General features: G+C 64.5%; 25 protein-coding genes. 18 read left to right on the top strand and 7 right to left on the bottom strand.

The window, feature by feature from the left end:
• Positions 1–53: 53 nt before the first annotated feature.
• Both ACWYRN_RS11655 and paaX read right to left on the bottom strand, forming a co-directional pair.
• Entirely contained in the window at positions 54–1,187 is a 1,134-nt protein-coding gene (locus tag ACWYRN_RS11655; protein ID WP_488692566.1) for a M14 family metallopeptidase, read from the bottom strand.
• A gap of 209 nt (positions 1,188–1,396) precedes the next feature.
• Positions 1,397–2,377 (bottom strand): phenylacetic acid degradation operon negative regulatory protein PaaX, encoded by a 981-nt coding sequence (gene paaX, locus ACWYRN_RS11660; protein WP_488692567.1) that lies wholly within the window; start codon positions 2,375–2,377, stop codon positions 1,397–1,399.
• Positions 2,378–2,431: 54 nt separating this feature from the next.
• Between paaX and paaA the strand changes: the two genes are divergently transcribed.
• The 13 genes from paaA to ACWYRN_RS11725 all read left to right on the top strand — a co-directional run bounded on the left by paaA (position 2,432) and on the right by ACWYRN_RS11725 (position 14,983).
• Complete coding sequence (paaA, locus tag ACWYRN_RS11665; RefSeq protein WP_488692568.1) at positions 2,432–3,421, top strand: 1,2-phenylacetyl-CoA epoxidase subunit PaaA; 990 nt, start codon at positions 2,432–2,434, stop codon at positions 3,419–3,421.
• A 153-nt stretch (positions 3,422–3,574) separates the two neighbouring features.
• On the top strand, positions 3,575–3,859 hold the full coding sequence (gene paaB, locus ACWYRN_RS11670; RefSeq protein WP_020651929.1) for a 1,2-phenylacetyl-CoA epoxidase subunit PaaB: 285 nt from the start codon (positions 3,575–3,577) through the stop codon (positions 3,857–3,859).
• 8 nt (positions 3,860–3,867) lie between these two features.
• On the top strand, positions 3,868–4,620 hold the full coding sequence (gene paaC, locus ACWYRN_RS11675; protein WP_488692569.1) for a 1,2-phenylacetyl-CoA epoxidase subunit PaaC: 753 nt from the start codon (positions 3,868–3,870) through the stop codon (positions 4,618–4,620).
• Positions 4,621–5,139 (top strand): 1,2-phenylacetyl-CoA epoxidase subunit PaaD, encoded by a 519-nt coding sequence (gene paaD, locus ACWYRN_RS11680; protein WP_488692570.1) that lies wholly within the window; start codon positions 4,621–4,623, stop codon positions 5,137–5,139. It abuts the gene before it with no gap.
• A gap of 24 nt (positions 5,140–5,163) precedes the next feature.
• Complete coding sequence (gene paaE, locus ACWYRN_RS11685) at positions 5,164–6,240, top strand: 1,2-phenylacetyl-CoA epoxidase subunit PaaE (RefSeq protein ID WP_488692571.1); 1,077 nt, start codon at positions 5,164–5,166, stop codon at positions 6,238–6,240.
• Between the two features lie 23 nt (positions 6,241–6,263).
• Positions 6,264–7,055 (top strand): 2-(1,2-epoxy-1,2-dihydrophenyl)acetyl-CoA isomerase PaaG, encoded by a 792-nt coding sequence (gene paaG, locus ACWYRN_RS11690; RefSeq protein WP_488692572.1) that lies wholly within the window; start codon positions 6,264–6,266, stop codon positions 7,053–7,055.
• Positions 7,055–8,617 (top strand): 3-hydroxyacyl-CoA dehydrogenase PaaH, encoded by a 1,563-nt coding sequence (paaH, locus tag ACWYRN_RS11695; protein WP_488692806.1) that lies wholly within the window; start codon positions 7,055–7,057, stop codon positions 8,615–8,617. Before paaG ends, paaH begins: the two co-directional genes overlap by 1 nt.
• Positions 8,610–9,056 (top strand): hydroxyphenylacetyl-CoA thioesterase PaaI, encoded by a 447-nt coding sequence (gene paaI, locus ACWYRN_RS11700; RefSeq protein ID WP_488692573.1) that lies wholly within the window; start codon positions 8,610–8,612, stop codon positions 9,054–9,056. The genes paaH and paaI overlap by 8 nt, the downstream gene beginning before the upstream one ends.
• Positions 9,057–9,089: 33 nt before the next feature.
• On the top strand, positions 9,090–10,406 hold the full coding sequence (paaK, locus tag ACWYRN_RS11705) for a phenylacetate--CoA ligase PaaK (RefSeq protein ID WP_488692574.1): 1,317 nt from the start codon (positions 9,090–9,092) through the stop codon (positions 10,404–10,406).
• Between the two features lie 19 nt (positions 10,407–10,425).
• Positions 10,426–11,631: a 3-oxoadipyl-CoA thiolase gene (gene pcaF, locus ACWYRN_RS11710; protein ID WP_488692575.1), complete on the top strand. Its 1,206-nt coding sequence runs from the start codon at positions 10,426–10,428 to the stop codon at positions 11,629–11,631.
• A 3-nt stretch (positions 11,632–11,634) separates the two neighbouring features.
• On the top strand, positions 11,635–12,234 hold the full coding sequence (locus ACWYRN_RS11715) for a phenylacetic acid degradation protein PaaY (protein ID WP_488692576.1): 600 nt from the start codon (positions 11,635–11,637) through the stop codon (positions 12,232–12,234).
• A gap of 97 nt (positions 12,235–12,331) precedes the next feature.
• Complete coding sequence (gene paaZ, locus ACWYRN_RS11720) at positions 12,332–14,383, top strand: phenylacetic acid degradation bifunctional protein PaaZ (RefSeq protein ID WP_488692577.1); 2,052 nt, start codon at positions 12,332–12,334, stop codon at positions 14,381–14,383.
• Positions 14,384–14,434: 51 nt separating this feature from the next.
• Complete coding sequence (locus tag ACWYRN_RS11725; RefSeq protein ID WP_488692578.1) at positions 14,435–14,983, top strand: cupin domain-containing protein; 549 nt, start codon at positions 14,435–14,437, stop codon at positions 14,981–14,983.
• 35 nt (positions 14,984–15,018) lie between these two features.
• Here the strand turns inward: ACWYRN_RS11725 and ACWYRN_RS11730 are convergent, their stop codons facing one another.
• From ACWYRN_RS11730 to ACWYRN_RS11745, 4 genes are all read right to left on the bottom strand, one after another.
• On the bottom strand, positions 15,019–17,253 hold the full coding sequence (locus tag ACWYRN_RS11730; protein ID WP_488692579.1) for a putative bifunctional diguanylate cyclase/phosphodiesterase: 2,235 nt from the start codon (positions 17,251–17,253) through the stop codon (positions 15,019–15,021).
• Between the two features lie 282 nt (positions 17,254–17,535).
• Positions 17,536–18,084: a hypothetical protein gene (locus tag ACWYRN_RS11735; RefSeq protein WP_488692580.1), complete on the bottom strand. Its 549-nt coding sequence runs from the start codon at positions 18,082–18,084 to the stop codon at positions 17,536–17,538.
• Between the two features lie 68 nt (positions 18,085–18,152).
• Positions 18,153–18,911, bottom strand: coding sequence for a hypothetical protein (locus tag ACWYRN_RS11740; RefSeq protein WP_488692581.1), 759 nt, complete (start codon positions 18,909–18,911; stop codon positions 18,153–18,155).
• Positions 18,912–19,066: 155 nt separating this feature from the next.
• Positions 19,067–19,768 carry an alpha/beta fold hydrolase gene (locus tag ACWYRN_RS11745; protein ID WP_488692582.1) on the bottom strand — a complete coding sequence of 234 codons (702 nt, stop codon included), beginning with the start codon at positions 19,766–19,768 and terminating at the stop codon, positions 19,067–19,069.
• 268 nt (positions 19,769–20,036) lie between these two features.
• On the opposite strand from ACWYRN_RS11745, the gene ACWYRN_RS11750 reads away from it, so the two are divergent.
• The 5 genes from ACWYRN_RS11750 to ACWYRN_RS11770 all read left to right on the top strand — a co-directional run bounded on the left by ACWYRN_RS11750 (position 20,037) and on the right by ACWYRN_RS11770 (position 24,299).
• Positions 20,037–20,300 (top strand): XapX domain-containing protein, encoded by a 264-nt coding sequence (locus ACWYRN_RS11750; protein WP_488692583.1) that lies wholly within the window; start codon positions 20,037–20,039, stop codon positions 20,298–20,300.
• 59 nt (positions 20,301–20,359) lie between these two features.
• Entirely contained in the window at positions 20,360–21,049 is a 690-nt protein-coding gene (locus ACWYRN_RS11755; RefSeq protein WP_488692584.1) for a hydrolase, read from the top strand.
• Between the two features lie 90 nt (positions 21,050–21,139).
• The gene (locus tag ACWYRN_RS11760) at positions 21,140–23,020 is read left to right on the top strand and encodes an amidohydrolase (RefSeq protein WP_488692585.1); all 1,881 of its coding nucleotides are present in this window, start codon (positions 21,140–21,142) and stop codon (positions 23,018–23,020) included.
• A gap of 2 nt (positions 23,021–23,022) precedes the next feature.
• Complete coding sequence (locus tag ACWYRN_RS11765; RefSeq protein WP_488692586.1) at positions 23,023–23,715, top strand: YoaK family protein; 693 nt, start codon at positions 23,023–23,025, stop codon at positions 23,713–23,715.
• Entirely contained in the window at positions 23,712–24,299 is a 588-nt protein-coding gene (locus ACWYRN_RS11770; protein ID WP_488692587.1) for a TMEM175 family protein, read from the top strand. Before ACWYRN_RS11765 ends, ACWYRN_RS11770 begins: the two co-directional genes overlap by 4 nt.
• Here ACWYRN_RS11770 and ACWYRN_RS11775 read toward each other — a convergent pair whose 3' ends face one another.
• Positions 24,300–24,971, bottom strand: a complete 672-nt coding sequence (locus tag ACWYRN_RS11775) for an HAD-IA family hydrolase (RefSeq protein ID WP_488692588.1) — start codon at positions 24,969–24,971, stop codon at positions 24,300–24,302.
• Positions 24,972–24,974: the final 3 nt, after the last annotated feature.

The following is a 24,974-nucleotide window of genomic DNA, read 5'->3' on the forward strand; positions in this document are numbered from 1 at the left end:
AAATGCCCCGGCGGGCGGGGCATCTTTGGTTTTCGCATGAATCTTACTGCAATTTACTTGAGTGCGCGGATCGCCTGCAGCACCGGCTGCAGCACGGCGGCACCCAGGCGGGCGCTGCGCGCGCCATCCCAGCCCACTTGCGGGTCCGGGTCGTTGGCGTTGTCCTTGAACGGCAGCTCCAGGGTCAGCGACAGGCAGCCGAAGGCGTGGGTGATGTGCGGCGAACCCATGGTCAGGGTCTCTTCGGTGTACGGCGTTGCGCCGTAGCCGTGCACGTCCTGGAAGTCCGGGCTGGCGATCATGAAGTTGTCGCTGAAGCGCTTCTGGGCGGCGGCCTGCTCGGGCGTGAAGTTCGGCAGCGATTCGCTACCGGCCACGAAGACGTAAGGCAGGCCTTCGTCGCCGTGCACGTCGAGGCAGAGGTCGATGCCGGTCTCGTGCATCTTCTGCTTGACCAGGAAGACTTCCGGGCTGCGCTCCATGGTCGGGTTCAGCCACTCGCGGTTCAGGTTGGCGCCGGCGGCATTCGTGCGCAGGTTGCCGCGGACAGAACCGTCCGGATTCATGTTCGGGACCACGTAGAACACGGTTTCCTTCAGCAGCTGGCGGCCGAACGGGTGGGCCGGGTCGAGCAGGGCGTCGAGCATGCCCTCGACGAACCACTCGGCCATGGTTTCGCCCGGGTGCTGGCGGGCGATGACCCAGACCTTCTTCTTGCCTTCGGCGGGTTCGCCGATGACGAGCATGTTCAGGTCGCGGCCGTCGACGGTGGAACCCAGGTCGAGCATGCGCACGTTCTCGCTCATCTGGGCGCGGTCGAGCAGCTCGAGGTGGCGTTCCCACGAATACGGTTCGAAGTAGGCGTAGTAGACGCTGTCCATGCCCGGGGTGTGCTCGATGGTCATCACCTGGCCGTCGTACGAGGTCGGCACGCGGAACCAGTTGATGCGGTCGTAGCTGGCCATCGCGTTGTAGTCTTCCCAGCCGGCCGGATAGGCGGCCTGGCCGGCGTTCAGCAGGCGGATCGTGCACGGTTCGCCCTGCGCGCCCTGCAGGCGGAAGTAGAACCATTGCGTGATGTCGGCGTGCGAATCCTTGCGGATGTTCAGGTCGATGGCGTTCGCGCTCGTGGCGTTCACGACCTCGATGGCGCCAGCGTCGAACTGGCTGCTGATCTTGATAGACATGGTGTGTCCTGGTTGATGGCGTAAAGCCGAGATCATACTCGGTTTCGTTTGTGGTGAGAGGCGCCGATGATCATGCGATGAGACAGCGTGGGCACAGGTGCCCACCCTACAGAAACCCGGATATGCGAATCGCAACAATCATGATCGAAGGGCGTAGGGTGGACCGGGCCGCGCAAGGCACCTGTGTCCACGCGGTATGGTACGGATGCTCAACCCCGCAACCCGCCAAACCGCTGGTAAAACGCTTCATCCGCGCTTGGCGCCGCCTCATCCTCGCGCCGCAACACCGCATTCACATGCACCTCGGCCTGCATTGCAACGCGCACATAAATCGCCCGTGCCACCTCGTACGCGTCCGACCCCGGCCACGGCTGCGGCAACAACTCGACCGGCAACAGCGGATCGTGCAGCTGCAGGCGCCGGTACGCGTGGATCAGCAGCGAGCGCATCGCAAACGCTGCCTCCGGCGCCACCTCGGCCCCATCCTTCAACAACGCCAGGAGCGGCGAAAACTGTGCGATGAAATCCCGGTAACCCTGCGCCACCGCCGTCAGGTTCCACCCTTCATTCACCAATTCCTGCAAGGGCCGCGACCCCACGCCAGGCAGCTCGGTCGCGCTCAGGGCAAACACCTTGCCCGCCGCGCCCGTACGTTCCAAGGCATCGGCCAGCCCTTCGACATCCCCGGCCGGATGCGCCAGCAAGCCCGGCCCCAGTATCGCGAAGCCTTCCCACTGCAGTTCCTTGCGTACCGCCGTGCGCAAATCCCCATCAATGCTGCCGTTCGGCGCCAGCAATAAGGTCCAGCGCCCATCCCAATGCAAACCCGGCGGCGCATAGATGCGGCGGTCGGCGCGCTGGAAGCGGGGCAGGGACTTCGGATCGAACCCATACCGGCTGCGCCGTCCCTCGCGGCCGGCCGTCAGCCAGCCCTCCTGCACCAGGCGAAACACACTGGTGCGCACCAGGCGGTCGGTCACGCCCAGCGGGCCCAGCAGCTCGATCAAACTGCCCAGCCAGGCCGCGCCGCCATGGGGCGCAATCGCGTCGCCCATGACGGTCATGACCAGGGATTTCGAGCGTGGCGGATCGATGGCGAGGAAGTGGGCGATCCACTCGGGGCTGGTCATTTGCTTCATGGAATCGGAAAAACCTTGCTTCTCAATATGATTCAAAATTTTGGTGTACATCTCGTTTTCTGTATCGTATTATGGCTTCACGATGTTTGCAATGGGAGACAGACCATGTACGCACAGATGGTAGAAACGGGCCTGAAAAAGGTCCAGACAGAACAAGACATGAGCGCGGAAGAGCAGGCGTTCCAGGCCCGTATCGACGAAGGCATCAAGATCGAAGCCAAGGACTGGATGCCCGAAGCCTACCGCAAGACCCTGATCCGCCAGATCTCCCAGCACGCGCACTCCGAGATCGTCGGCCAGCTGCCGGAAGGTAACTGGGTCACGCGCGCCCCGACGCTGAAGCGCAAGTCGGTGCTGCTGGCGAAGATCCAGGACGAAGCCGGCCACGGCTTGTACCTGTACAGCGCCGCCGAAACCCTGGGCGTGTCGCGCGACGAACTGCTGGCCGCCCTGCATTCGGGCAAAGCCAAGTATTCGAGCATCTTCAATTATCCCACCCTGAGCTGGGCCGACATGGGCGCGATCGGCTGGCTGGTCGACGGCTCGGCCATCATCAACCAGATTCCGCTCTGCCGCTGCTCGTACGGCCCGTACGCCCGCGCCATGATCCGCGTCTGCAAGGAAGAATCCTTCCACGCACGCCAGGGCTACGACATCATGATGAGCCTCGCCAAGGGCACGCCGGAACAAAAGGCGATGGCCCAGGATGCGCTGAACCGCTGGTGGTGGCCTTCCTTGATGATGTTCGGTCCTTCGGACGCCGAATCGGTGAACAGCGCGCAGTCGAGCAAATGGCGCATCAAATTGTTCTCGAACGACGAACTGCGCCAGCGCATGGTCGACCAGACCGTGCCGCAAGCCGAATACCTGGGCCTGACGATTCCCGACCCCGACCTGAAGTTCAACGAAGAGACGGGTCACTACGAATTCGGCGAGATCGACTGGAGCGAATTCCACAACGTCCTGAAGGGCAACGGCCCCTGCAACCGCGAGCGCCTGCGCACCCGCGTAACGGCCTGGGAAGACGGCGAATGGTTCCGCGACGCCCTCGTCGCCCACGCCGACAAGAAAGCCGCCAAGAAGGCAGCCGCGTAAAAACTGGACGCGGCCCAAAACCGGGCTCGCGGCCTTGACCGTAGGGTGGGCACTCCGTGCCCACGCGGTACGCACGCATCCGGTAATCGATAACGGTGACTCGTCGCCCGCCGGCTTCGAGAGCACCAATAACACAGCATCACGGAGACAACCATGAGCAAAGAATGGCCCCTGTGGGAAGTATTCATCCGCAGCCAGCACGGTCTCGCCCACAAGCACGTCGGCAGCCTGCACGCCCCTGACGCCGAAATGGCAATCAACAACGCGCGCGACGTCTACACGCGCCGCAACGAAGGCGTCTCGATCTGGGTCGTGCGCGCCGCCGACATCGTGGCCAGCAGCCCATCCGACAAGGAAGCCCTGTTCGAGCCCGCCAACAGCAAGGTCTATCGCCACCCCACTTTCTTCCCGATGCCGGAAGAAGTGAAGAACCTGTGAGCCCGGCCATGGACGCCAAGTTCGAATATGTGCTGCGCCAGGGCGACAACGCCCTGATCCTCTCGCAGCAGCTCTCCCAGCTGTGCGGCAAAGGCCCGGCCCTGGAAGAAGACATGGCCCTGACCAACGTCGCCCTCGACCTGCTCGGCCAGACCCGCATGTGGCTCACCTATGCCGGCGAACTCGAAGGCCAAGGCCGCGACGAAGACAAGCTCGCCTTCCACCGCGACGCCCACCAGTACCGCAACGTCCTCCTCGTCGAGCAGCCGAACGCCAGCTACGCCGAAACGATGATGCGCCAGTTCTTCTTCGACACCTGGCACTACTTCCTGATGCAAGGCCTGCTGAAGTCGACCGACAGCCGCATCGCCGAAATCGCCGAAAAGTCGCTGAAGGAAGTGACTTACCACCTGCGCCGCAGCGGCGACCTGGTCGTGCGCCTGGGCGACGGCGCCGACGTTAGCCACGCCAAGATGCAGGCCGCCGCCGAAGAACTGTGGATGTACACCGGCGAAGTGTTCCTCTACGACGACATCGATAACGCCATGGTGGAGCAGGGCATCGCCCCGCCGGTCGAAGGCCTGCGCGCCGCCTTCCTCGAGCACGTGAGCGAAATCTTCGCCGAAGCCACGCTCACCATGCCATCGCCGGAAGCCTACATGCAGCGCGGCGGCAAGCAGGGCCGCCACAGCGAGCGCCTCGGCTACATCCTGGCCGAGATGCAGTTCCTGCAGCGCGCCTATCCCGGAGCGGAGTGGTAAATGCACGCGCAGAGCGTCACGCTGGACCAGGTATGGTCCTGGCTCGGCGAGGTCCCTGATCCCGAGATCCCCGTGATCTCGGTGGTTGACCTCGGCATCGTGCGCAACGTGGAATTCGACGGCGACGAATGCGTCGTCACGATCACGCCCACCTACTCGGGCTGCCCAGCGATGCAGGTGATCTCCGACGCCGTGGGCGAAGCCCTGCGCGCACGGGGTCTCGACAAGCTGCGAATCGTCACCCAGCTCTCGCCCGCCTGGACCACCGACTGGATGAGCGAGACCGGCAAGGCCGCACTCAAGGGCTACGGCATCGCTCCGCCGGTCGAACAAGCCATCGACATCAGCGGCCTGCGCGGCGGCGTGAAACGCGGCGCCTTCAAGGAGCCCGAGGTGGCCTGCCCCAACTGCGGCTCGAGCCACACCCAGCTGACCAGCCAGTTCGGCTCGACGCCATGCAAGGCTTTATACAGATGCCTGGACTGCCGCGAGCCTTTCGATTACTTCAAGTGCCACTAAGCGAATAAAGCGAACAACAGCACCATGAGCAAATTCTATCCACTGACTGTCGCCAAGGTGAAGCACGAAACGCGCGACGCCATCGCCGTCACCTTTGCCGTCCCGCCCGAACTCAAATCTACTTTCGCCTACCAGCAGGGCCAGCACCTGACCCTGCGCGCCATGATCGACGGCGAAGACGTGCGCCGCTCCTATTCGATCTGCTCGGCCGTGCAGGACGAGACCCTGCGCGTGGCCATCAAGCGCACCCCGGGCGGCCTGTTCTCAAGCTGGGCCAACGAGCAGCTGCAAGCTGGCGCCACGCTCGACGTGATGCCGCCGATGGGCCACTTCAACGTGCCGCTCGACGCCGAGAGCGAACGCCACTACCTGGCCTTTGCCGCCGGCAGCGGCATCACGCCCATCCTGTCGATCATCAAGACCACCCTGCTGGCCGAGCCGAAGAGCCGCTTCACCCTCGTCTATGGCAACCGCGCTTCGTCTTCCGTCATCTTCCGCGACGAACTGACCGACCTGAAGGACGTCTACATGGGCCGCCTGAAGCTCGTGTACGTGATGAGCCGCGAGCAGCAGGACATCGAACTGTTCAATGGCCGCATCACCGGCGAGAAGTGCAGCGCCTTCCTCCAGCACTGGATCGACATCGGGGACATCGACGTCGCCTTTGTCTGCGGCCCGGAAGACATGATGCACGGCGTCTCGAAGTCGCTGCAGGATGCCGGCCTGCCGAAGGAACGCATCCGCATCGAGCTGTTCGCCGCCAGCATCCCGAAGCACGAGCACAAGCCGCGTCCTGTGGTGGAAGGAGCACGCCACCAGACCGAAGTCACCGTGATCATGGACGGCAGCGCCGCCAGCTTCACGATGGACAAGGACAAGGAATCGATCCTCGACGCCGGCCTGCGCGCCGGCATCGACATGCGCTACTCGTGCAAGGGCGGTGTCTGCTCGACCTGCCGCTGCAAGGTCGTCGAGGGCAATGTCGAGATGGACGTGAACTACGCTCTCGAGGACTACGAAGTCGCCCGCGGCTTCGTGCTGAGCTGCCAGGCCTTCCCGATCACCGACAAGCTGATCGTCGATTTCGACCAGCACGAATAAAAAATAACTGGAGGAGACACCCCATGAGCTACGAATCGATCCTGTACATGGTGGAAAACGGCGTCGCGGTCCTGACCCTGAACCGCCCCGACCGCCTGAACAGCTTCACGCAAGCGATGCACCTCGAAGTGCGCGACGCCCTCGATAAGCTGCAAGCCGACAAGTCGGTACGCGTGCTGGTGCTGACCGGCGCCGGCCGCGGCTTCTGCGCCGGGCAAGACCTGGCCGACCGTGCGGTGGCTCCCGGCGCGCCTGGCGTCGACCTGGGCGAATCGGTGGAAAAATTCTACGCGCCGTTGGTCATGACCCTGCGTTCGCTGCCGATGCCGGTGATCTGCGCCGTGAACGGCGTGGCGGCCGGCGCCGGCGCCAACCTGGCCCTGGCCTGCGACATCGTCCTGGCCGCCAAATCCGCCAGCTTCATCGAAGCCTTCTGCAAACTCGGCCTGATCCCGGACACCGGCGGCACCTGGCATTTGCCGCGCCTGATCGGCCACGCGCGCGCTACCGGCCTGGCCATGCTGGGCGAAAAGCTCAGCGCCGAAAAGGCAGAAGAGTGGGGCCTGATCTGGCGCTGCGTGCCCGACGAAGCGCTGATGGACGAAGCCCTGGCCATGGCCGACCACTTTGCCAGCGCACCGACCAAGGGCCTGGCGTTCACCAAGAAAGCGCTGCAAGCCAGCTACGCCAACACCCTGCCCGAACAGCTGAAGCTCGAAGGCGAGATGATGCGCGAACTCGGCTACAGCCACGACTACCGCGAAGGCGTTGCCGCCTTTATCGCCAAGCGCCCGGCCCAGTTCAAGGGCGAATGATGGAAGCGCTGGCAAAGGAAAGCGTCGTTGCCGTCATCGGCAGCGGCGCCATGGGTGCGGGCATCGCCCAGATCGCCGCCATCGCCGGCCACCAGGTGCGCCTGTTCGATACGCGTCCGGGCGCCGCAGCCAAGGCCGTTGCCGACATCGGCAAGGTCTTCGACAAGCTGGTCGACAAGGGCCGCATGGGCGCGGCCGAGGCGGATCTGGCGCGCGAACGCCTGCACACCGTGGATGCGCTCGCGCAGGTGAGCGACGCCGCCATCGTCATCGAAGCCATCGTCGAGAACCTTGACGCCAAGCGCACCCTGTTCACCGAGCTGGAAGGCATCGTCAGCGAGCGCTGCATCCTCGCCACGAATACTTCCTCGATTTCGGTAACGGCGATTGCCGCACCGCTGCGCCACCCCGAGCGCCTGGTCGGCATGCACTTCTTTAACCCGGTGCCGCTGATGGCGCTGGTCGAAGTGATCAGCGGTCTCGCAACAGACAGGGCAGTGGCCAAGACCGTCTACGCCACCGCCCAGGCCTGGGGCAAGGACTCGGTGCACGCCAAGTCCACGCCCGGCTTCATCGTCAACCGCGTCGCCCGCCCTTACTACGCCGAAGCCTTGCGCCTGCTGCAGGAAGGCGCCGCCGACCCGGCCACGCTGGACGCCGTGCTGCGCGACTGCGGCGGCTTCCGCATGGGCCCCTTCGAGCTGATGGACCTGATCGGCCACGACGTCAACTTCTCGGTCACGCAATCGGTGCACGCTGCCTATTTCGGCGACCCGCGCTATACGCCATCGGTGGTGCAGCAGGAACTGGTGAACGCCGGTTTCCTCGGCCGCAAATCCGGCCGCGGCTTCTACCGCTATGGCGAGAACGCGGCCAAGCCAATGCCGAAGATCGAAGCCCCCCAGCCGCGCCCGAGCACGGTCGGCATCAGCGTGCGCCGCGAAGTGGTCAACAGCATCCTCAGCCCGATGGAAGCGCGCCTGATCAATGCCGGCTTCACGGTCGGCCACCGCGAACCGCTGCACGGCGCCGAGAAGCACGAGGCGCCGGCCTTCCACTGCAACGGCGCCGCCATCTTCCTGAGCGACGGCCGCAGCGCCACCGAGCGCGCCGCCGCCAATAACCACGCCAACACCGTGGTCTACGACCTGCTGCTCGACCACGCCACCGCCAAGCGCATCGCCCTGGCGCGCGCCGACCAGTGCAGCGACGAAGCCTACTATTCAGTGGTCGGCATGTTCCAGGCCGCCGGCCTCGAAGTCTGCAAACTCGACGACGTGCCGGGCATGGCCGTGATGCGCACCGTCGCCATGCTCGCCAACGAAGCGGCCGACGCCGTCAACCAGGGCGTGTGCAGCGCCAGTGCCGTCGACATCGCCATGCAGAAGGGCGTGAACTACCCGCGCGGTCCGCTGGCCTGGGCCGATGCCGTCGGCATCCATCACATCGTGACCGTGCTGGCGAACCTCGCCGCCACCTATGGCGAAGACCGCTACCGCGTCTCGCCGCTCTTGCGCCGCAAGCTTGCGGCCAACCCGAACGGAGCCCGTTTCCATGCTTGATGATGTCACCAAGGATGCACAAGCCCTGGCCGAACTGGCCGGCAAGACCATGTACGAGCGCGACCCGGCCAGCAAGGGCCTGGGCATGACGCTCGACGAAATCCGCCCCGGCTATGCGCGCATGAGCATGCGCGTGCGCCCCGACATGCTCAACGGCCACGCCAGCTGCCACGGCGGCTTCATCTTCACGCTGGCCGACAGCGCCTTTGCCTTTGCCTGCAATTCGCACAACTTCAACACCGTCGGCGCCGGCTGCACCATCGACTACCTGGCGCCGGGGCGTGAAGGCGATGTGCTCACCGCCGAAGCGCAGGAGCAGGCGCTGGCTGGCAAGACCGGCGTCTACGACGTCACCGTGACGAATGGCGAAGGGAAGACGATCGCGCTTTTCCGCGGCAAGTCGCACCGCGTGAGCGGCACGGTGGTCAACGCCGACTGATACAGAACCACGAGAACGGAAGGAGACAACATCATGGTCCAACGCACCCCTGAACCTGGCGACCTGGAGCCGATCGAACGCGCCAGCCGCGACGAACTGCAGGCCTTGCAACTCGAACGCCTGAAATGGTCGCTGCAGCACGCCTACGACAACGTGCCGCACTACCGCAAGGCCTTCGACGAAGCCGGCGTGCACCCGGGCGACCTGAAGTCGCTGGCCGACCTGGCCAAGTTCCCCTTCACCGACAAGAAGACCCTGCGCGACAACTACCCCTTCGGCATGTTCGCCGTGCCGCGCGACCAGGTGGTGCGCGTGCACGCTTCGTCGGGCACCACCGGCCGCCCGACCGTGGTCGGCTACACGCAAAAGGACATCGACACCTGGGCCGACGTGGTCGCGCGTTCGATCCGCGCCGCCGGTGGGCGTCGTGGCGACATGGTGCACGTGGCCTACGGCTACGGCCTGTTCACCGGCGGCCTGGGCGCCCACTACGGCGCCGAGCGCCTGGGCTGCACCGTGGTGCCGATGTCGGGTGGGCAAACCGAGAAGCAGGTGCAGCTGATCTGCGACTTCCAGCCCTCGATCATCATGGTCACGCCGAGCTACATGCTGAACATCGTCGAGGAATTCAAGCGCCAGGGCCTGGACCCGGCCAAGTCTTCGCTGAAGGTCGGTATCTTCGGGGCCGAACCCTGGACCAATGCGATGCGCGCCACCATCGAGCAGGAAGCCGGCATCGACGCGGTCGACATCTACGGCCTGTCCGAAGTGATGGGGCCGGGGGTGGCCAGCGAATGCATCGAGAGCAAGGACGGCCCGGTGATCTGGGAAGACCATTTCTACCCCGAGATCATCGACCCCGACACCGGCGAAGTACTGCCCGACGGCGAAGAGGGCGAACTGGTGTTCACTTCGCTGAGCAAGGAAGCGCTGCCCATCATCCGCTACCGCACGCGCGACCTCACGCGTTTGCTGCCGCCGACTTCGCGTTCCATGCGCCGCATGGGCCGCATCACCGGCCGCTCGGACGACATGCTGATCATCCGCGGCGTGAACGTGTTCCCGAGCCAGATCGAGGAACTCGTGCTCAAGATGCCGGCGCTGGCGCCGCAATACCAGCTGGTGGTGGCGCGCGACGGCCACCTGGATACGCTGGAAGTCTTCGGCGAACTGCGCGAAGGCGATCATTCGGCCGACAGCGTCGAGGCGCTGTGCAAGGAACTGCAGCACTGCATCAAGACCTATGTGGGCGTCAGCACCAAGGTGACCCTGACGCCGCCGATGGGCATCGAACGCACGCTGACCGGCAAGGCCCGCCGCGTGGTCGACAAGCGCCCGAAGAATACCTAAAAAATACAGGAGACCTGACATGATCGACGCTTACATCTGCGACGCAGTGCGCACCCCCTTCGGCCGCTACGGCGGCGCGCTCGCCTCGGTGCGCGCCGACGACCTGGCCGCGCTGCCGATTGCCGCCCTCATCGAACGTAACAAGAACGTCGACTGGGCCAGCGTCGACGATTTGTACTGGGGCTGCGCCAACCAGGCCGGCGAAGACAACCGCAACGTCGGCCACATGGCCGGTTTGCTGGCCGGCCTGCCGGTCGAGGTGCCGGGCAACACCATCAACCGCCTGTGCGGCTCCAGCCTGGACGCCATCGGCATCGGCGCCCGCGCCATCATCTCGGGCCAGGCCAACCTGATCATCGCCGGCGGCTCGGAGAGCATGACGCGTGCGCCTTTCGTGATGGGCAAGGCCGACAGCGCTTTCTCGCGCGCGGCCAAGATCGAAGACACCACCATCGGCTGGCGCTTCGTCAATCCGCTGATGAAAGCGAAATACGGCATCGACTCGATGCCGGAAACCGCCGAGAACGTGGCCAAGGAATTCAACATCAACCGCGCCGACCAGGACGCCTTTGCCATCCGCAGCCAGCAGCGCTGGGCGCGCGCGAACGCGGCCGGCGTGTTCAAGGACGAAATCGTCCATGTGACCCTGCATTCGAAGAAGGGCGAGTCGCGCGTGTTCGACACCGACGAGCATCCGCGTCCGGACACGACCATCGAAGCGCTGGCCAAGCTGAAAGGTGTGGTTACGCCGGACGGCACCGTCACCGCCGGTAACGCCTCGGGTGTGAACGACGGCGCTTGCGCCGTGCTGATTGCCTCCGCCAGCGCCGCTGAAAAATTTGGCCTGACCCCGCGCGCCCGCATCATCGGCATGGCCACCGCCGGCCTGGCGCCGCGCATCATGGGCTTCGGCCCATCGCCGGCCACGAAGAAGGTGCTGGCCCAGACTGGATTGACCATCGAGCAGATGGACGTGATCGAACTGAACGAAGCATTCGCCTCCCAGGGCCTGGCCGTGCTGCGCGACCTGGGCGTGGCCGACGATGCCGAGCACGTGAACCCGAACGGCGGCGCGATTGCGCTGGGTCATCCGTTGGGCGCATCGGGCGCACGCCTGGTCACGGCCGCTGTCTATCAATTGCAGCGCACCGGCGGCCGCTACGCGCTGTGCACGATGTGCATCGGCGTCGGCCAGGGCATCGCCCTCATCATCGAACGGGTATAAGAAATGGTGAAAGTCTACGAAATCGACGGCGTCCGTCCGGTGGTTCACCCCACGGCCTACGTGCATCCGACGGCGGTGCTGATCGGCGACGTAATCGTCGGCCCGCGCTGCTACATCGGCCCGCTGGCCTCGCTGCGCGGCGACTTCGGCCGCCTGATCCTGGAAGAGGGCGCCAACGTGCAGGACAGCTGCGTGATGCACGGCTTCGAGGACGGCGAAACCGTCATCGAAGTCGACGGCCACATCGGCCACGGCGCCGTGCTGCACGGCTGCCGCGTGGGCCGCAACGCCATGGTCGGCATGAACGCCGTCGTCATGGATGGCGCGGTGGTCGGCGAAGAATCCATCGTCGCCGCGATGAGCTTCGTGAAAGCGAAAATGGTGATCCCGCCGCGCAGCATGGTGATGGGCACCCCGGCCCGCGTGATGCGCGAACTGAAGCCCGAAGAAATCGCCTGGAAAAGCTTCGGCACCCGCCAGTACCACCAGCTGACCGACCGCTCGCGCAACACCATGCGCGAAGTCGAGGCCTACACCGAAATCAAACCTAACCGCCCCGTCTTCGATTTCAGTAATAACGGCGGCCACACCCCCAAAGAATAACCGGCTGCGGGCTGTCCGTAGGGTGGGCTCTCGAGCCCACGCGGATTCCGGCCGATGACCAGCCCGAACGCCTGAAAGAAATCCGAGGAGACATCAAATGCACACCCCAACCACCCTGCAAAGCTGGATCGCCGGCCGCTGGATCGGCAACGAAGCCGCCACCCCCCTGCACAGCGCCCTCGACGGCCAGCTGGTCTACCACACCCACGCCGAAAAGCTCGATTTCGACGAGGCCGTGACCTACGCCCGCAAGCAAGGCGTCCCCGCCCTGATGAAGCTCGACTTCCAGACCCGCGCCCAGCGCCTGAAAGCCCTTGCCCTCTACCTGATGGAGCGGAAAGAAGAGCTGTACGAGATCTCCCACCTGACCGGCGCCACCCGCCCCGACAGCTGGGTCGACGTCGAAGGCGGCATCGGCACCCTGTTCGCCTACGCCAGCATGGGCTCGCGCGAGCTGCCGTCCTCGAACGTCCTGCACGAAGGCCCGGCCCTGAACCTGGGCAAGCGCGGCGGCTTTGCCGGCACCCATATCCTGGTCCCAAAAGGCGGCCTGGCCGTGCACATCAACGCCTTCAACTTCCCGATCTGGGGCCTGCTCGAGAAATTCGCGCCGAGCTTCCTGGCCGCCATGCCCTGCATCGGCAAGCCGGCGACTGCCACCAGCTACCTGACCCACGCGGTCGTGAAAATGATCCACGAATCCGGCCTGCTGCCCGAAGGCGCGCTGCAGTTGGTGATCGGCTCGACCGGCGATTTGCTGGACCGCCTGACGGGTTTTGATGCCGTTACCTTCACCGGCTCAGCCGACACCGCCGCCAAGCTGAAAGCCAACGCCAACCTGATCCGCGAATCGGTCCCGTTCACGGCCGAAGCCGACTCGCTGAACGCCGCCATCCTGGCGCCGGACGTGACGCCGGACGACCCCGAGTTCGACCTCTTCGTAAAAGAAGTCGCACGCGAGATGACCGGCAAGGCCGGCCAGAAGTGCACGGCGATCCGCCGCATCATCGTGCCCGAACAGCATGTGGACGCGTTGGGCGAGCGCCTGCGCGCGCGCCTGGAAAAGACCGTGGTCGGCAATCCGAAGATGGAAGGCGTGCGCATGGGGGCGCTCGCCTCGATGGACCAGCACCGCGACGTCAGCGAACGCGTGGAGATGCTCGCGCGCGGCAACGAAGTCATCTTCGGCGCCCACCATGGCTTCAATCCGGTCGGCGAGAACGCGGCGAATGGCGCCTTTTTCGCGCCGACCCTGCTCCTGTGCCGCAACGCGTCGATCAACACGGCCGTGCACGACATCGAAGCCTTCGGCCCGGTGTCCACCATGATGACCTACCGCGACATCGACGAAGCCCTGCACCTGGCCGCACTGGGCCGCGGCAGCCTGGTGACCACGCTGGCGACCAAGGACCCGATGATCGCCGCGCATGCGGTGCCGATTGCCGCCGCCTCGCACGGCCGCGTGCACATCCTCGACCGTGAATCGGCGGTGGATTCCACCGGCCACGGCTCGCCGCTGCCGCAGCTGAAGCACGGCGGCCCGGGCCGCGCCGGTGGCGGCGAAGAACTGGGCGGCATCCGCGCGGTAAAACACTTCCTGCAGCGCGCGGCGGTGCAGGGTTCGCCGACCATGCTCACCGCCGTCACCGGAGAGTATGTGCGCGGCGGCGCGGTGAAGGAATCGGAGATCCACCCGTTCCGCCGCTGGTTCGAAGACCTGGAGATCGGCCATTCGCTGCTGACCCACCGCCGCACCGTGAGCGAAGCCGACATCGTCAATTTCGGCGGTATCTCGGGCGACTACTTCTACATGCACTTCGACGAGATCGCGGCCAAGGACACGCAGTTCGGCAAGCGCATCGCGCACGGCTACTTCGTGCTGTCGGCGGCGGCCGGGCTGTTCGTCTCGCCGGCGCCGGGCCCGGTGCTGGCCAACTACGGCCTGGATAACCTGCGCTTCGTGGCGCCGGTGGCGATCGGCGACACCATCCGCGCCCGCCTGACCTGCAAGCGCAAGGTCGACCGCAACCGTCTTGATGAGCAGGGACGCGGGCAGGGCGTGGTGGCCTGGGATGTGCAGGTGACTAACCAGAACGACGAACTGGTGGCAAGTTACGATATCCTGACGCTGGTGCAGAAACGCGGCTGATACGCACCTACCGGTCACAGCCGCGGCCCACTCATTCCATAAGGAGCAAGCATGTCGCGGCTAGACCTGAGCAGTATCCCCGTGTTGACCGGCACCGGTTATCCCGAACCCTTCGCCGAGATCGTCAACGGCCGCAGCCGCCAGGCGCTGGGCGAGGCCGGCGGCCTGACCCAGTTCGGCGTCAACCTGGTTGAACTGAAGCCTGGCGCGGCCTCGTCGCAGCGCCACTGGCATACGCATGAAGACGAATTCGTGATGGTGGTGTCGGGCGAACTCACCCTCATCACCGACGAAGGCGAGACCCTGATGCGCGCGGGCGATTGCGCGGCCTTCCCGGCGGGGAAACCGAATGGGCATCATTTGGTGAACCGCAGCTGGGGCAATGCCCTGTTCGTGGCCGTGGGCCCGAGCATTCCGGCGGACCGGGCGAATTATCCGGACATCGACCTGGTGTACGACGGCACCACCGACAGCTATACGCACAGGGATGGCACGCCGTATCCGAAGCGCGACGCTGTGGCGCCGGCCGCTGCAGTGGCTGCGGATACGCCGGCGCTGGAAGAGCAGACCCTCGATCAGCGCGTGTACCGGCACGAGTGAGCAACTCTCAATAAGCGCCTCTCAATGCGCGCCTGTCATGCGGCTTCGGCGGTAGTTTGCAGGCGCGCGATCACGTCGCCAAGCGGCATCGGACGGTGATAGTGGTAGCCCTGCATACAAGCTGACCCATGCTGCCCGAGGTAGCACGCCTGTGCCGCGGTTTCCACGCCTTCCGCCACCACGCGCAGGTCAAGGTGGTTGGCCATCGCCAGGATGGACTGGACGATCGCCGTGCTGTTGTGGTCCTGCGGCGTATCGCGCATGAAGCTCTTGTCGATCTTCAGCTCGTATAGCGGCATTTTCTTCAGGTAGGCCAGGTTCGAGTAGCCGGTCCCGAAATCGTCGACCGAGAAGCGGATGCCCAGGCTGGCCAGTTGGTGCATGCGCGTGATCGTCTGGTCGATGTCCTCGATCAGCAGTCCTTCCGTGACTTCGAAGATGAACTGCTGCGGCGGCACGCCCATCTCGGTGAAGATCCTGTGCACCTGCTCGACGAAGTCCGGCTGGCGGAACTGGAGGGGACTGACGTTGAGCGACAGGGGCAGGGGGCAGCCGGCCCGGTCGAGCGCCAGCCAGGCAGCGCAGGCCTGGCGCAGGGCCCAGTGGCCGAGCGGCACGATCAGGCCGCTCGATTCGGCCACGGGAATGAAGATGTCGGGCCGCTCCATGCTGCCGTCGGCACGGCGCCAGCGCATCAGCAGTTCGGCGCCGACCGGCAGGCCGCGCCCGTCGACCTGCAACTGCAAGTGCATGGCCAGTTCGCCGTTCTCGAGCGCCGCAGCCAGGTCGCGTTCCAGCATGAGTGCGTGCTGCGCGTCCGCCAGCATGGCGTCCTCGAACACCCTCACGCCGTCGCGGCCGGCGGCCTTGGCGTGGTACATGGCAGTGTCGGCTTCGCGCAGCAGGTCGTGCGCACCCGGCCCGCCGGGCCTGGCCAGCGCGATGCCGATGCTGGCCGCGATGTGGTAGGGCTTGCCCTTGAGGTCGAGCGGCGCCGCCAGGGTGTCGCGCACCTGGGCGGCGGCCTCCAGGGCAAGACGTGCGGCGGTATCCGGATGCGGATCGCGGCTGTCGAGCAGGACGACGAATTCGTCGCCGCCGATGCGGGCGACCAGGCCGCTTCCGCATACGGCCTGTTGCAAGCGCGCGGCGGCATGTTCGAGCAGGAGGTCGCCGGTTGCATGACCGCGTTCGTCATTGACGTTCTTGAACTTGTCGATGTCCAGGTACAGCAGCGCGCTGACGGTGTGTTCGGCCTGGCTGCGCGTCACCACGGTGCCCAGGCGATCCATCAGCAGGCGCCGGTTCGGCAGCCCGGTCAGCACATCGTAGAACGCCAGGCGGTGGATGGCGTCCGCCGCCTGGCGGCGTTCCGTGATGTCGCGGCTGACCACGACCCAGTGGCTCGCGCATTCCTCGTCGCGGGTAAACGGCATGACCTCGATTTCCAGCCAAAACGCCGCGCCAGCTTTTGTATGGGCCATGAGCTCGGCCTTGGCCGAACGGTTTTCCTCCATCGCCCCGAACATGCCGGCAAAGGCGGTGTCGTCGGTGTCCGGTCCACGCAGGAGATGCAAGCCCTTGCCGAGGACCTCGTCGCGGACATAGCCCATCCTGTGCAGGAAGGCATCGTTGACGAAAATGATAGGCTGGTCCGGGCCAGGGATGTCGGCAGCCTCGAGGATCAGGACCATGTCGTTCAGGCGCGCCACGGCTGCGGAAGTGAGTTCGAGCTCCTTGAGCGAGCGCGCCAGGCCCTGCAGGAGGGTGCCACAGGTCAGTGACAGCATGACGCCCACCGTGCTGTAGTTAATGGCGGCAACGACCGACGACTTCAGCGGCGCATCGCTCATGCCCGGCACGCCCAATTCGATATGGCCTGTCGCACCGGCCAGAATGAGGGCGGCGACGCCAAGGGCGGTGGCGATCATGGCCGAGCGCAGGTTCAGCAGGATGGCGGCGATCAGGGGCGGGCCGAGCAGGTAGCTCAGGCTGGCGGAACCGACCGACAGCATCAGGACGATGGCCAGCACGTATACCACCGCCAGGAAGTTCAGGACACGGGTGGCATACGAGAGCCGCTTGAGGCGCCAGATGCCGAACATCCAGGCCAACGCCAACCCATCGGCAAGCGCAACCTGCCACATGCCGTTCTGGATCAGGAAGGGAATGACGACGGCGGTGGAAATGACGCCCACAACCAGTACAACTGTCAGCAAAGAGGCAAAGATGCGCTCCCGCCAGCCGGCGATATTGTTGAGGTTGCTCATTGGAGAGGCAGGCACGGGCGTGCAGCCGAAGTGTGGTAAAGGCCCATCATCTTAAATTGCGCTACGGCAACTGTCACGCAATTTCGTCAAATTTTGCAACGGATGTTGCATATTGATGAGATTCGCTGCGTGGATGGCGCGCATGCAGGCGCGTTGGAACCGATCAGCAAGCTTGCTTCGGGTTCGATACCTCGTCTGGATTTCAAGAATGGTATGCCAGTAGAAAAATACGCACCCGCCTGCCGAACATGATCCCTGCACTGCCGGGCGGGCAGTCCGGCATCATCGTTCCACGTGCAATGCTTCGATTGCCCGAATCGATGACTGGAGCAGGGGATTGGGGAGGTCCATCTGGCCAAATGTATGAAGGCAGTACGATTCCTTGCCAAGTACAAGCATGTACATGGTTCCGGTTGTAGGTAGGCCATGGAAATTACCGGTCCATGTTGCGCGAACTGCCGCGTATTGTCCGAGTCGCAGCTTGTCGATCGGTGAGCGTTTCCACTCTTGGACGTTTTGGCTGAAGGTTTGCAGGAAGCCGGTCAGGAAATGTGCTGCTGCTTCCTGTTTTGTCTTTTCATCGACCTCCAGTGGGGCAGCGGGAATCAATACCTGCGTCAGTTGAAGCAGTGTCGGCGGCGACTCCTTTTGCGAATAAAAAACAAGTAGCTCGGTTCCCTTATTTGGGAACAAACGATCCGGGCCATTCAGTCCAGCGGGAATCTTTATTGCGATACGGCCCAGCTGTGAGTTGACCGGCACTCGATCGCGTGCAATCGCCATATTCTGCATCAGCAGGAAAAAGCAGAGTAGTAGCGTTCGAAGGATCATGTGGTATCCAGGTGCTCAGGATAAGCAAAGTGTGTTGGACATGGCGCAGGCTTGCACGGGATATGGTCCTAGTCTGTGATGGACAAATCCACGTCAACAAACTCTTCGTAGACATAGCCTTCAGCGGCATTGCGCAATATCACTCTTACGCGTTTCACCGAGCATGGCTCGCCTACCGCAAAGCCCATCTGAACCGTGCCTTGACCTGTCAGGGGTTCCAACAGGCCGGTAGACGTCACGCTACAGCTTGTGTCAGCAACGGCGCCCGCGAAAAGACCTTCGGTGGTGTTGATGGAATAATCCAGCAAGACCGGGATAAAGGTGCCTTTTTTTACGGTGGCGCGTTTACCGTTCGGGAGTCCCACCTTGGTGATCGTCGAGCCGATGCCGACCTTCTTGAGCGTATCGAGTGAAGGGTCGGCCACAAAGGTATAGTCGACTGGGATATCCTGCCGAAAAATCTCGGTCGATTGGTGATTTTTGAATACCACCGTGAGCCGATCCAGCTTGCCGGGTTCTGTCAGGTAAGCACCACGTGTGATCACGTGTGTTCCAGGCCGCAGGCGTTCCGGCGTGCCGATGTATTGGGATGCAAACGTGTTGTCAAAGATTCTTACCCAGACACCGACGTCGGTAGCGGGTTGGGTAAAGCGGAATTTGATGGTTGCAAGGATGGGCGTTTGTTCAGGCAAGGTACTGCCATCGGCAGGATCGAGTTGGATGGATTCGATCACGATATCGGCAGGCGCTTGCGCTGCCGATTGCGCTGACCGCGCCGACACGAAAAAGATAGCAAAAACACCGATGAGTACTGCTGCGGCTATCATGACGAGCTTCAAGGTAGCGGTCTGGTCCTTGTAAATAAGACAGCAGTGTTAGTCCTTGTTATGTGTTTACGCTACTGCAATATTTATCGATGCTTAATACGACGAGCCGAGAGGCCAGGGTAAATGCTGTCGCTTTTCACTTCGTCGTCCTGGAATCAGCAAGCATTTTCTAACAGACCAAACCAGTTTTTAATCGCAGCGGTGAATGCTGCCGGCTGCTCCAAAGGCACCATGTGCCCGGATTGTTCAATCACTTGCAGTAGTGCTCCGGGAATTGCCCTAGCCAGTTCCTCGGTCTCACGTGCACTGCGCAATGCATCCTGCCCCGCTCCAATCACCAGCGTCGGACACCGCAATTCCGCTGCCGCAATCCCATCGCGCCGCAATCCCGATTGCACCACCATCGCCTCATAACCGAGCCGCCGTCCCATCTCCCTGATCCGCGCGACCAGTTCCCGGTCCCCGCGCCGGTCCGGATGCAGCGACTGCGCAATCGCTCCCATGCTCAAGCCACGGAAAGTGGAGGGATCGAGCGCCCTGATCGCATCCTGCTTCGCCTTGGCCCGCTCCGGTGTATCGGACTCGAGCGAGCTGGCAACCAGCACCAGCGCCGCCACCCGCTCCGGAAACAACTCCGCCACCTTGCGCGCGATATAGCCGCCTAGCGAAAAGCCCACTAGCACAAACCGCTCCGGCGCCGCCCGCGCCACGCTGCGCGCAATCTCGTCCGTCGTCGTGCCCGGCCCCAGCGGCAAACGGTGCACCGGCGCCTTCCACTGCAACAGTGGAACGACCTCATCCCACAGGGTCTCGTCCAGCATGAACCCAGGCAGCAGGACAAGCGGACAGGAAGTCATCGGAATCTTCATCTCATCAACACGGTCAAAGTCTTTTCACTGGCAGCAGCCCAAGCCCGGCCGCCACCCCAAAAACAATCATCGAAAAATTTGATTTTACAACGGCATTTTTCCCGTTTTTCGTTTTCATTTTAGCCACGCATAATGAACTCCATCGCAGCACACACAGGGCGATGCAGCAAAGAAGCAGGCACTACGGGCAGCCGAAGCGTTCGACGATATAACCGAACGTATCGGCATCATCAACGCAGTACAACGAGGAGCGAACATGGTCTACCTGATCTCTTTCGGCGCCGGCATCCTGGCTGGCGTGCTTTACGGTGTGATCAACGTGCGCTCCCCGGCGCCGCCCGCCATCGCCCTGATCGGCTTGCTGGGCATGCTGGCCGGCGAGCAGATCGTGCCGGTGGCCAAGCGTGTGATCGAGGGCATCCCGCTCACCCGCGCCTGGTTCGCCAGCGAATGCCAGACCAAGATTACCGGCGTGCCAGTCAACGCCAGCACCGAAGCCGAAGACACCCGTCAAGGCTGATCGATTTCCAAACCCGCCGCGGCCAGGCCCGGCAAACCACAATACCAAAGGAGCACACCATGAACAACGCCAAACTCGAAGTCCTGACCCCGGAAAACTCGCAGCTGATCATCATCGACCACCAGCCGCAGATGGCCTTCGGCGTGCAGTCGATCGACCGCCAGACCCTGAAGAACAACGTGGTCGGCCTGGCCAAGGCAGCAAAAGCCTTCGGTATCCCGACCACCATCACCACGGTGGAAACCGATTCCTTCTCAGGCAAGACCTACCCGGAAATCCTGGACGTCTTCCCTGGCCAGCCGATCCTGGAGCGCACCTCGATGAATTCCTGGGACGACCAGAAGGTGCGCGACGCGCTGAAGGCTAACGGCCGCAAGAAGGTCATCGTGGCCGGTCTCTGGACCGAAGTCTGTAACACCACCTTCGCCCTGTGCGCCATGCTCGAAGGCGACTACGAAATCTACATGGTGGCCGATGCCTCCGGCGGCACCACGAAGGAAGCCCACGACTTCGCCATGCAGCGCATGGTGCAGGCCGGCGTGGTGCCGGTCACCTGGCAGCAGGTGCTGCTCGAATGGCAGCGCGACTGGGCCCACCGCGACACCTACAACGCCGTGATGGACATCGTGCGCGAGCACTCCGGCGCCTACGGCATGGGTGTCGATTACGCCTACACGATGGTGCACAAGGCCGCGGCCCGCAACCAGGGGCAGAACGAAGTGCTGGCCCCGGTGCCGGCCACCCACTAAGCCTTACCGCAAGCCGACCACAGGTCCGCCGCCAGGACGGACCTTATCCCCACCATCGTGCCGGCCAGCGCCCGGCGACAGGAGCAGCACATGCAAGCACAGTCCAACCGCAGCGCCGCGGCGCCCCTCATCCTCATCAACGGCCGTTTCGCCACCCTCGACCGCGAGCAGCCGCAAGCCACTGCGGTCGCCATGCAGGATGGCCGCTTCCTCGCCGTCGGCGACGTCGAGCACGTGATGCGCTTCCGGCAAGCGGGCAGCCAGGTGCTCGACCTGAACGGCCGCACCGTGGTCCCCGGCCTGAACGATTCGCACCTGCACCTGATCCGCGGTGGACTGAACTACAACCTCGAGCTGCGCTGGGAAGGCGTGCCATCCCTTGGCGACGCGCTGCGCATGCTGAAAGACCAGGCCGACCGCACCCCGCATCCGCAGTGGGTGCGCGTGGTCGGCGGCTGGAGCGAGTTCCAGTTTGCCGAGCGCCGCCTGCCGACCCTGGACGAGATCAACGCCGCCGCACCCGACACGCCGGTCTTCATCCTGCACCTGTACGACCGCGCACTGCTGAACCGCGCCGCCTTGCGCGCCGTCGGCTATACCAAGGACACGCCGAACCCGCCAGGCGGGGAGATCCAGCGCGATGCGGCCGGCAACCCCACCGGCATGCTGATCGCCCGCCCGAACGCGATGATCCTGTACGCCACCCTGGCCAAGGGCCCGACGCTACCGTTCGATTTGCAAGTGAACTCCACGCGCCAGTTCATGCGCGAACTGAACCGCCTCGGCATTACCAGCGCCATCGACGCCGGCGGCGGCTTCCAGAACTTCCCGAACGATTACGCCGTCGTCGAGCAGCTCGACCGAGAGGAACAGCTGACCATCCGCATCGCCTACAACCTGTTCACCCAGAACAAGGGCGGCGAGTTGGAAGACTTCCAGCGCTGGACCGACATGGTGACGCCGGGGCAGGGCAGCGATTACTACCGCCACAACGGCGCCGGCGAGATGCTGGTGTTTTCGGCAGCCGACTTCGAGGACTTTTTGGAGCCGCGCCCGGAACTGGCGGCCGGCATGGAAGACGAACTGGAAAAGGTGGTGCGCCACCTGGTAGCGAGTCGCTGGCCCTTCCGCCTGCATGCGACGTACGAGGAGTCGATCACGCGCATGCTCGACGTCTTCGAAAAGGTGAACCGCGAGATTCCCTTCGACGGCCTGCACTGGATGTTCGACCATTGCGAGACCATCAGCGAACGCAGCATAGAACGCGTACGCGCACTGGGCGGCGGCATCGCCATCCAGCACCGCATGGCCTTCCAGGGCGAATATTTCGTCGACCGCTATGGCAAGGACGCCGCGCGCGCCACGCCGCCGATCAAGCAGATGCTGCAAAGCGGCGTGCCGGTCGGCGCCGGCACCGACGCCACCCGCGTGGCCAGCTACAACCCGTGGACGGCACTGTACTGGCTGGTTACCGGGCGCACTGTCGGCGGCCTGGCCCTGTACGGAGACAATGGCTACCTGCCGCGCGAGACGGCCCTCGAACTCTGGACCGCGGGCAGCGCCTGGTTCTCCAACGAGCAGGGCCGCAAGGGACGCATCCAGGAAGGCATGCTGGCCGACCTCGCGGTGCTGTCGAACGACTTCTTCACCGTGCCGGAAGAGGACATCAAGGCCATCGAGTCGGTGCTGACGGTCGTCGGCGGCAAGGTGGTGTATGGCGCGGCCGAGTTCACGGGCCACGGGCCAGCACCGATTCCGGTGCTGCCGGAATGGTCGCCGGTGCAGAAGGTGCCGGGCCACTGGCGCCGCGCCGCGCCACAGTCACAGGCGAAGATCGCCATGCCGCACCAGTGCAGCGGTCCTTGCGGCGTGCATGCCCACTCGCACGACCGGGCGCGCAAGGCGAACGTGCCGGTGTCGGACTTCGGCGGCTTCTGGGGTGCCTTCGGTTGCAGCTGCTTCGCGTTCTGATCATGACGACCCCACAATTCCAGCGCCTGCAAGGCGCCAGCATGGGCTTCCTGGCCGGCTACGTCGACACCTTCGGCTTCATCGCCCTGTTCGGGCTGTTCACGGCCCACGTGACCGGCAACTTCGTGTTGATCGCGGTGTCGCTGGCCGACCCCACGCAAACGCCGTCGCTGCTGAAACTGCTCGCCTTCCCGGCATTCATTCTCGGCGTGGCGGCCTGCCGGCTGCTGGTGGCAAGTTGCGAGCGGCGCGGCACCGCTGCCACGCGGCCGGTCTATTTGCTGCAGCTGGTGCTGCTGCTCGGCTTCATGGTGTGCGGCATGCTGGCCGAGCCGGTGGGTAAAAGCGTCGGCGCGCTGGCGATGGCGGCGGGGCTGCTCGGCACCGCCGCGATGGGTGCGCACAGCGCGGCCAGCAAGCTGCTGCTGAGCCACCTGGCGCCAACCTCGATGATGACCGGGAACGTGACCCAGCTCGTCATCGACACCGTCGACCGCCTGCGCGGTGCGGCCGATGCCGCCACCGCCGCGCGCTGCGCCAAGTTCTTCTGGCCGGTGCTGGCTTTTGCCCTGGGCTGCGCCGCCGCGGCGTTTGCCTACCTGGCGCTGGGCTTCGTGATGCTGGCGCTGCCGGTGGCGATCCTGACCTTCCACGTATGGCGCCCGGAACCGGCCGGGCAGCTGGTGGCGCCATGAGCACCGTCGTCACAAACACGTCGCGCCGCACCATGAGCAAGGGCCGGCTCGAAGCCTTCAGCGACGGCGTCATCGCCATCATCATCACGATCATGGTGCTGGAGCTGAAGCCGCCGCACGGCACCGAGGTGGCCGACCTGGCCCACGTGCTGCCTGGCTGGCTGCGCTATGCGCTCAGCTTCGTCTACGTGGGCATCTACTGGGTGAATCACCACGCACTGTTCGACCGGATTCAGAAGGTGGACGGCGGCATCCTGTGGGCCAACCTGCACCTGCTGTTCTGGATGTCGCTGATCCCGTATGTGACCGCCTGGGCCGGCGAGAACCCGATGGCGCCGCTGCCGGTGGCGCTGTATGGCGCGGTGCTGCTGCTTTGCTCGATCTCCTTCATGCTGCTGGCCTGGCGGCTCGATGTCAGCGCGGGCGGCCATGCGATGGCCTGGGGCAGCCGCAAGAACCGCGTGTCGATCGGGCTGTACGCTGCGGCGATCCTGGTGTCGCTGTGGTACGCGCCGCTCGGCGCCGTGATCCACGTGGTGCTGGCGGCGTTCTGGCTGATGCCGGCGCCGCAGCAGGAAGGTTGATCAGGCGGCCTTGCGCAGCACGCGCAGCCCGCCGTCGGCATCAAGCTGCGCCTGCAGGTCGGCGTAGTCGAGGATGGCGGGCACGGTGGTTTCCATCGGATGTGCGTGGGTCAGCGTGACGACGATGGCGTCCATGCCCGCCGCTTCGGCCGAGCGCAGGCCGGTTTGCGTGTCTTCGAACACCAGGCAGTCGGCCGGGGCGGCATCGAGCTTGCGTGCGCCGAGCAGGAAAGGGTCGGGCGCGGGCTTGCCGTGCTCGACATCCTCGGCCGCCACCAGCAGGCGGTGCGAGGGCAGGCCGGCCGCGGCCAGGCGTGCCTCGGCCAGCTTGCGCGGCGCCGAGGTGACGATCCCCCAGCGTTCGGGCGGCAGGCTGGAGAGGAAAGCGGCAGCGCCGGTGATGGCTTCGATGTCGGCCACGTCTTCGATCTCAGCGGCCGTGATCCAGGCGGCTTCGGCGATCGGGTCGACGCCGGGCAGTTTCAGTTGGCTGATGGTGTCGTGGGTGCGCTTGCCGTGCAGGGTCGGCAGGAATTTCTCGACGTCGAGCTTGTGGCGCGTGGCCCAGGCGGTCCAGACGCGTTCGGCGGAGCGGATCGAGGTGAGCAGGGTGCCGTCCATGTCGAACAGGAAAACGGCATAGCTGCGGTCGGGCAGGGTGCTGAGTTTCATGGT

This window comes from Massilia sp. BAP21, from assembly GCF_057801335.1.

Bases quoted from the DNA above. Each gene is read 5' to 3' on its own strand.
- ACWYRN_RS11755 (WP_488692584.1), top strand. From the start codon at position 20,360: ATGAACAACGCCAAACTCGAAGTCCTGACCCCGGAAAACTCGCAGCTG.
- paaC (WP_488692569.1), top strand. From the start codon at position 3,868: ATGGACGCCAAGTTCGAATATGTGCTGCGCCAGGGCGACAACGCCCTG.
- ACWYRN_RS11775 (WP_488692588.1), bottom strand. From the start codon at position 24,971: ATGAAACTCAGCACCCTGCCCGACCGCAGCTATGCCGTTTTCCTGTTC.
- ACWYRN_RS11760 (WP_488692585.1), top strand. From the start codon at position 21,140: ATGCAAGCACAGTCCAACCGCAGCGCCGCGGCGCCCCTCATCCTCATC.
- ACWYRN_RS11725 (WP_488692578.1), top strand. From the start codon at position 14,435: ATGTCGCGGCTAGACCTGAGCAGTATCCCCGTGTTGACCGGCACCGGT.
- ACWYRN_RS11740 (WP_488692581.1), bottom strand. From the start codon at position 18,911: ATGATAGCCGCAGCAGTACTCATCGGTGTTTTTGCTATCTTTTTCGTG.
- ACWYRN_RS11730 (WP_488692579.1), bottom strand. From the start codon at position 17,253: ATGAGCAACCTCAACAATATCGCCGGCTGGCGGGAGCGCATCTTTGCC.
- paaH (WP_488692806.1), top strand. From the start codon at position 7,055: ATGGAAGCGCTGGCAAAGGAAAGCGTCGTTGCCGTCATCGGCAGCGGC.
- paaA (WP_488692568.1), top strand. From the start codon at position 2,432: ATGTACGCACAGATGGTAGAAACGGGCCTGAAAAAGGTCCAGACAGAA.
- ACWYRN_RS11655 (WP_488692566.1), bottom strand. From the start codon at position 1,187: ATGTCTATCAAGATCAGCAGCCAGTTCGACGCTGGCGCCATCGAGGTC.
- ACWYRN_RS11715 (WP_488692576.1), top strand. From the start codon at position 11,635: ATGGTGAAAGTCTACGAAATCGACGGCGTCCGTCCGGTGGTTCACCCC.
- paaD (WP_488692570.1), top strand. From the start codon at position 4,621: ATGCACGCGCAGAGCGTCACGCTGGACCAGGTATGGTCCTGGCTCGGC.
- pcaF (WP_488692575.1), top strand. From the start codon at position 10,426: ATGATCGACGCTTACATCTGCGACGCAGTGCGCACCCCCTTCGGCCGC.
- paaE (WP_488692571.1), top strand. From the start codon at position 5,164: ATGAGCAAATTCTATCCACTGACTGTCGCCAAGGTGAAGCACGAAACG.
- ACWYRN_RS11765 (WP_488692586.1), top strand. From the start codon at position 23,023: ATGACGACCCCACAATTCCAGCGCCTGCAAGGCGCCAGCATGGGCTTC.
- ACWYRN_RS11735 (WP_488692580.1), bottom strand. From the start codon at position 18,084: ATGATCCTTCGAACGCTACTACTCTGCTTTTTCCTGCTGATGCAGAAT.
- paaZ (WP_488692577.1), top strand. From the start codon at position 12,332: ATGCACACCCCAACCACCCTGCAAAGCTGGATCGCCGGCCGCTGGATC.
- paaK (WP_488692574.1), top strand. From the start codon at position 9,090: ATGGTCCAACGCACCCCTGAACCTGGCGACCTGGAGCCGATCGAACGC.
- ACWYRN_RS11745 (WP_488692582.1), bottom strand. From the start codon at position 19,768: ATGACTTCCTGTCCGCTTGTCCTGCTGCCTGGGTTCATGCTGGACGAG.
- paaB (WP_020651929.1), top strand. From the start codon at position 3,575: ATGAGCAAAGAATGGCCCCTGTGGGAAGTATTCATCCGCAGCCAGCAC.
- paaG (WP_488692572.1), top strand. From the start codon at position 6,264: ATGAGCTACGAATCGATCCTGTACATGGTGGAAAACGGCGTCGCGGTC.
- ACWYRN_RS11750 (WP_488692583.1), top strand. From the start codon at position 20,037: ATGGTCTACCTGATCTCTTTCGGCGCCGGCATCCTGGCTGGCGTGCTT.
- ACWYRN_RS11770 (WP_488692587.1), top strand. From the start codon at position 23,712: ATGAGCACCGTCGTCACAAACACGTCGCGCCGCACCATGAGCAAGGGC.
- paaI (WP_488692573.1), top strand. From the start codon at position 8,610: ATGCTTGATGATGTCACCAAGGATGCACAAGCCCTGGCCGAACTGGCC.
- paaX (WP_488692567.1), bottom strand. From the start codon at position 2,377: ATGTACACCAAAATTTTGAATCATATTGAGAAGCAAGGTTTTTCCGAT.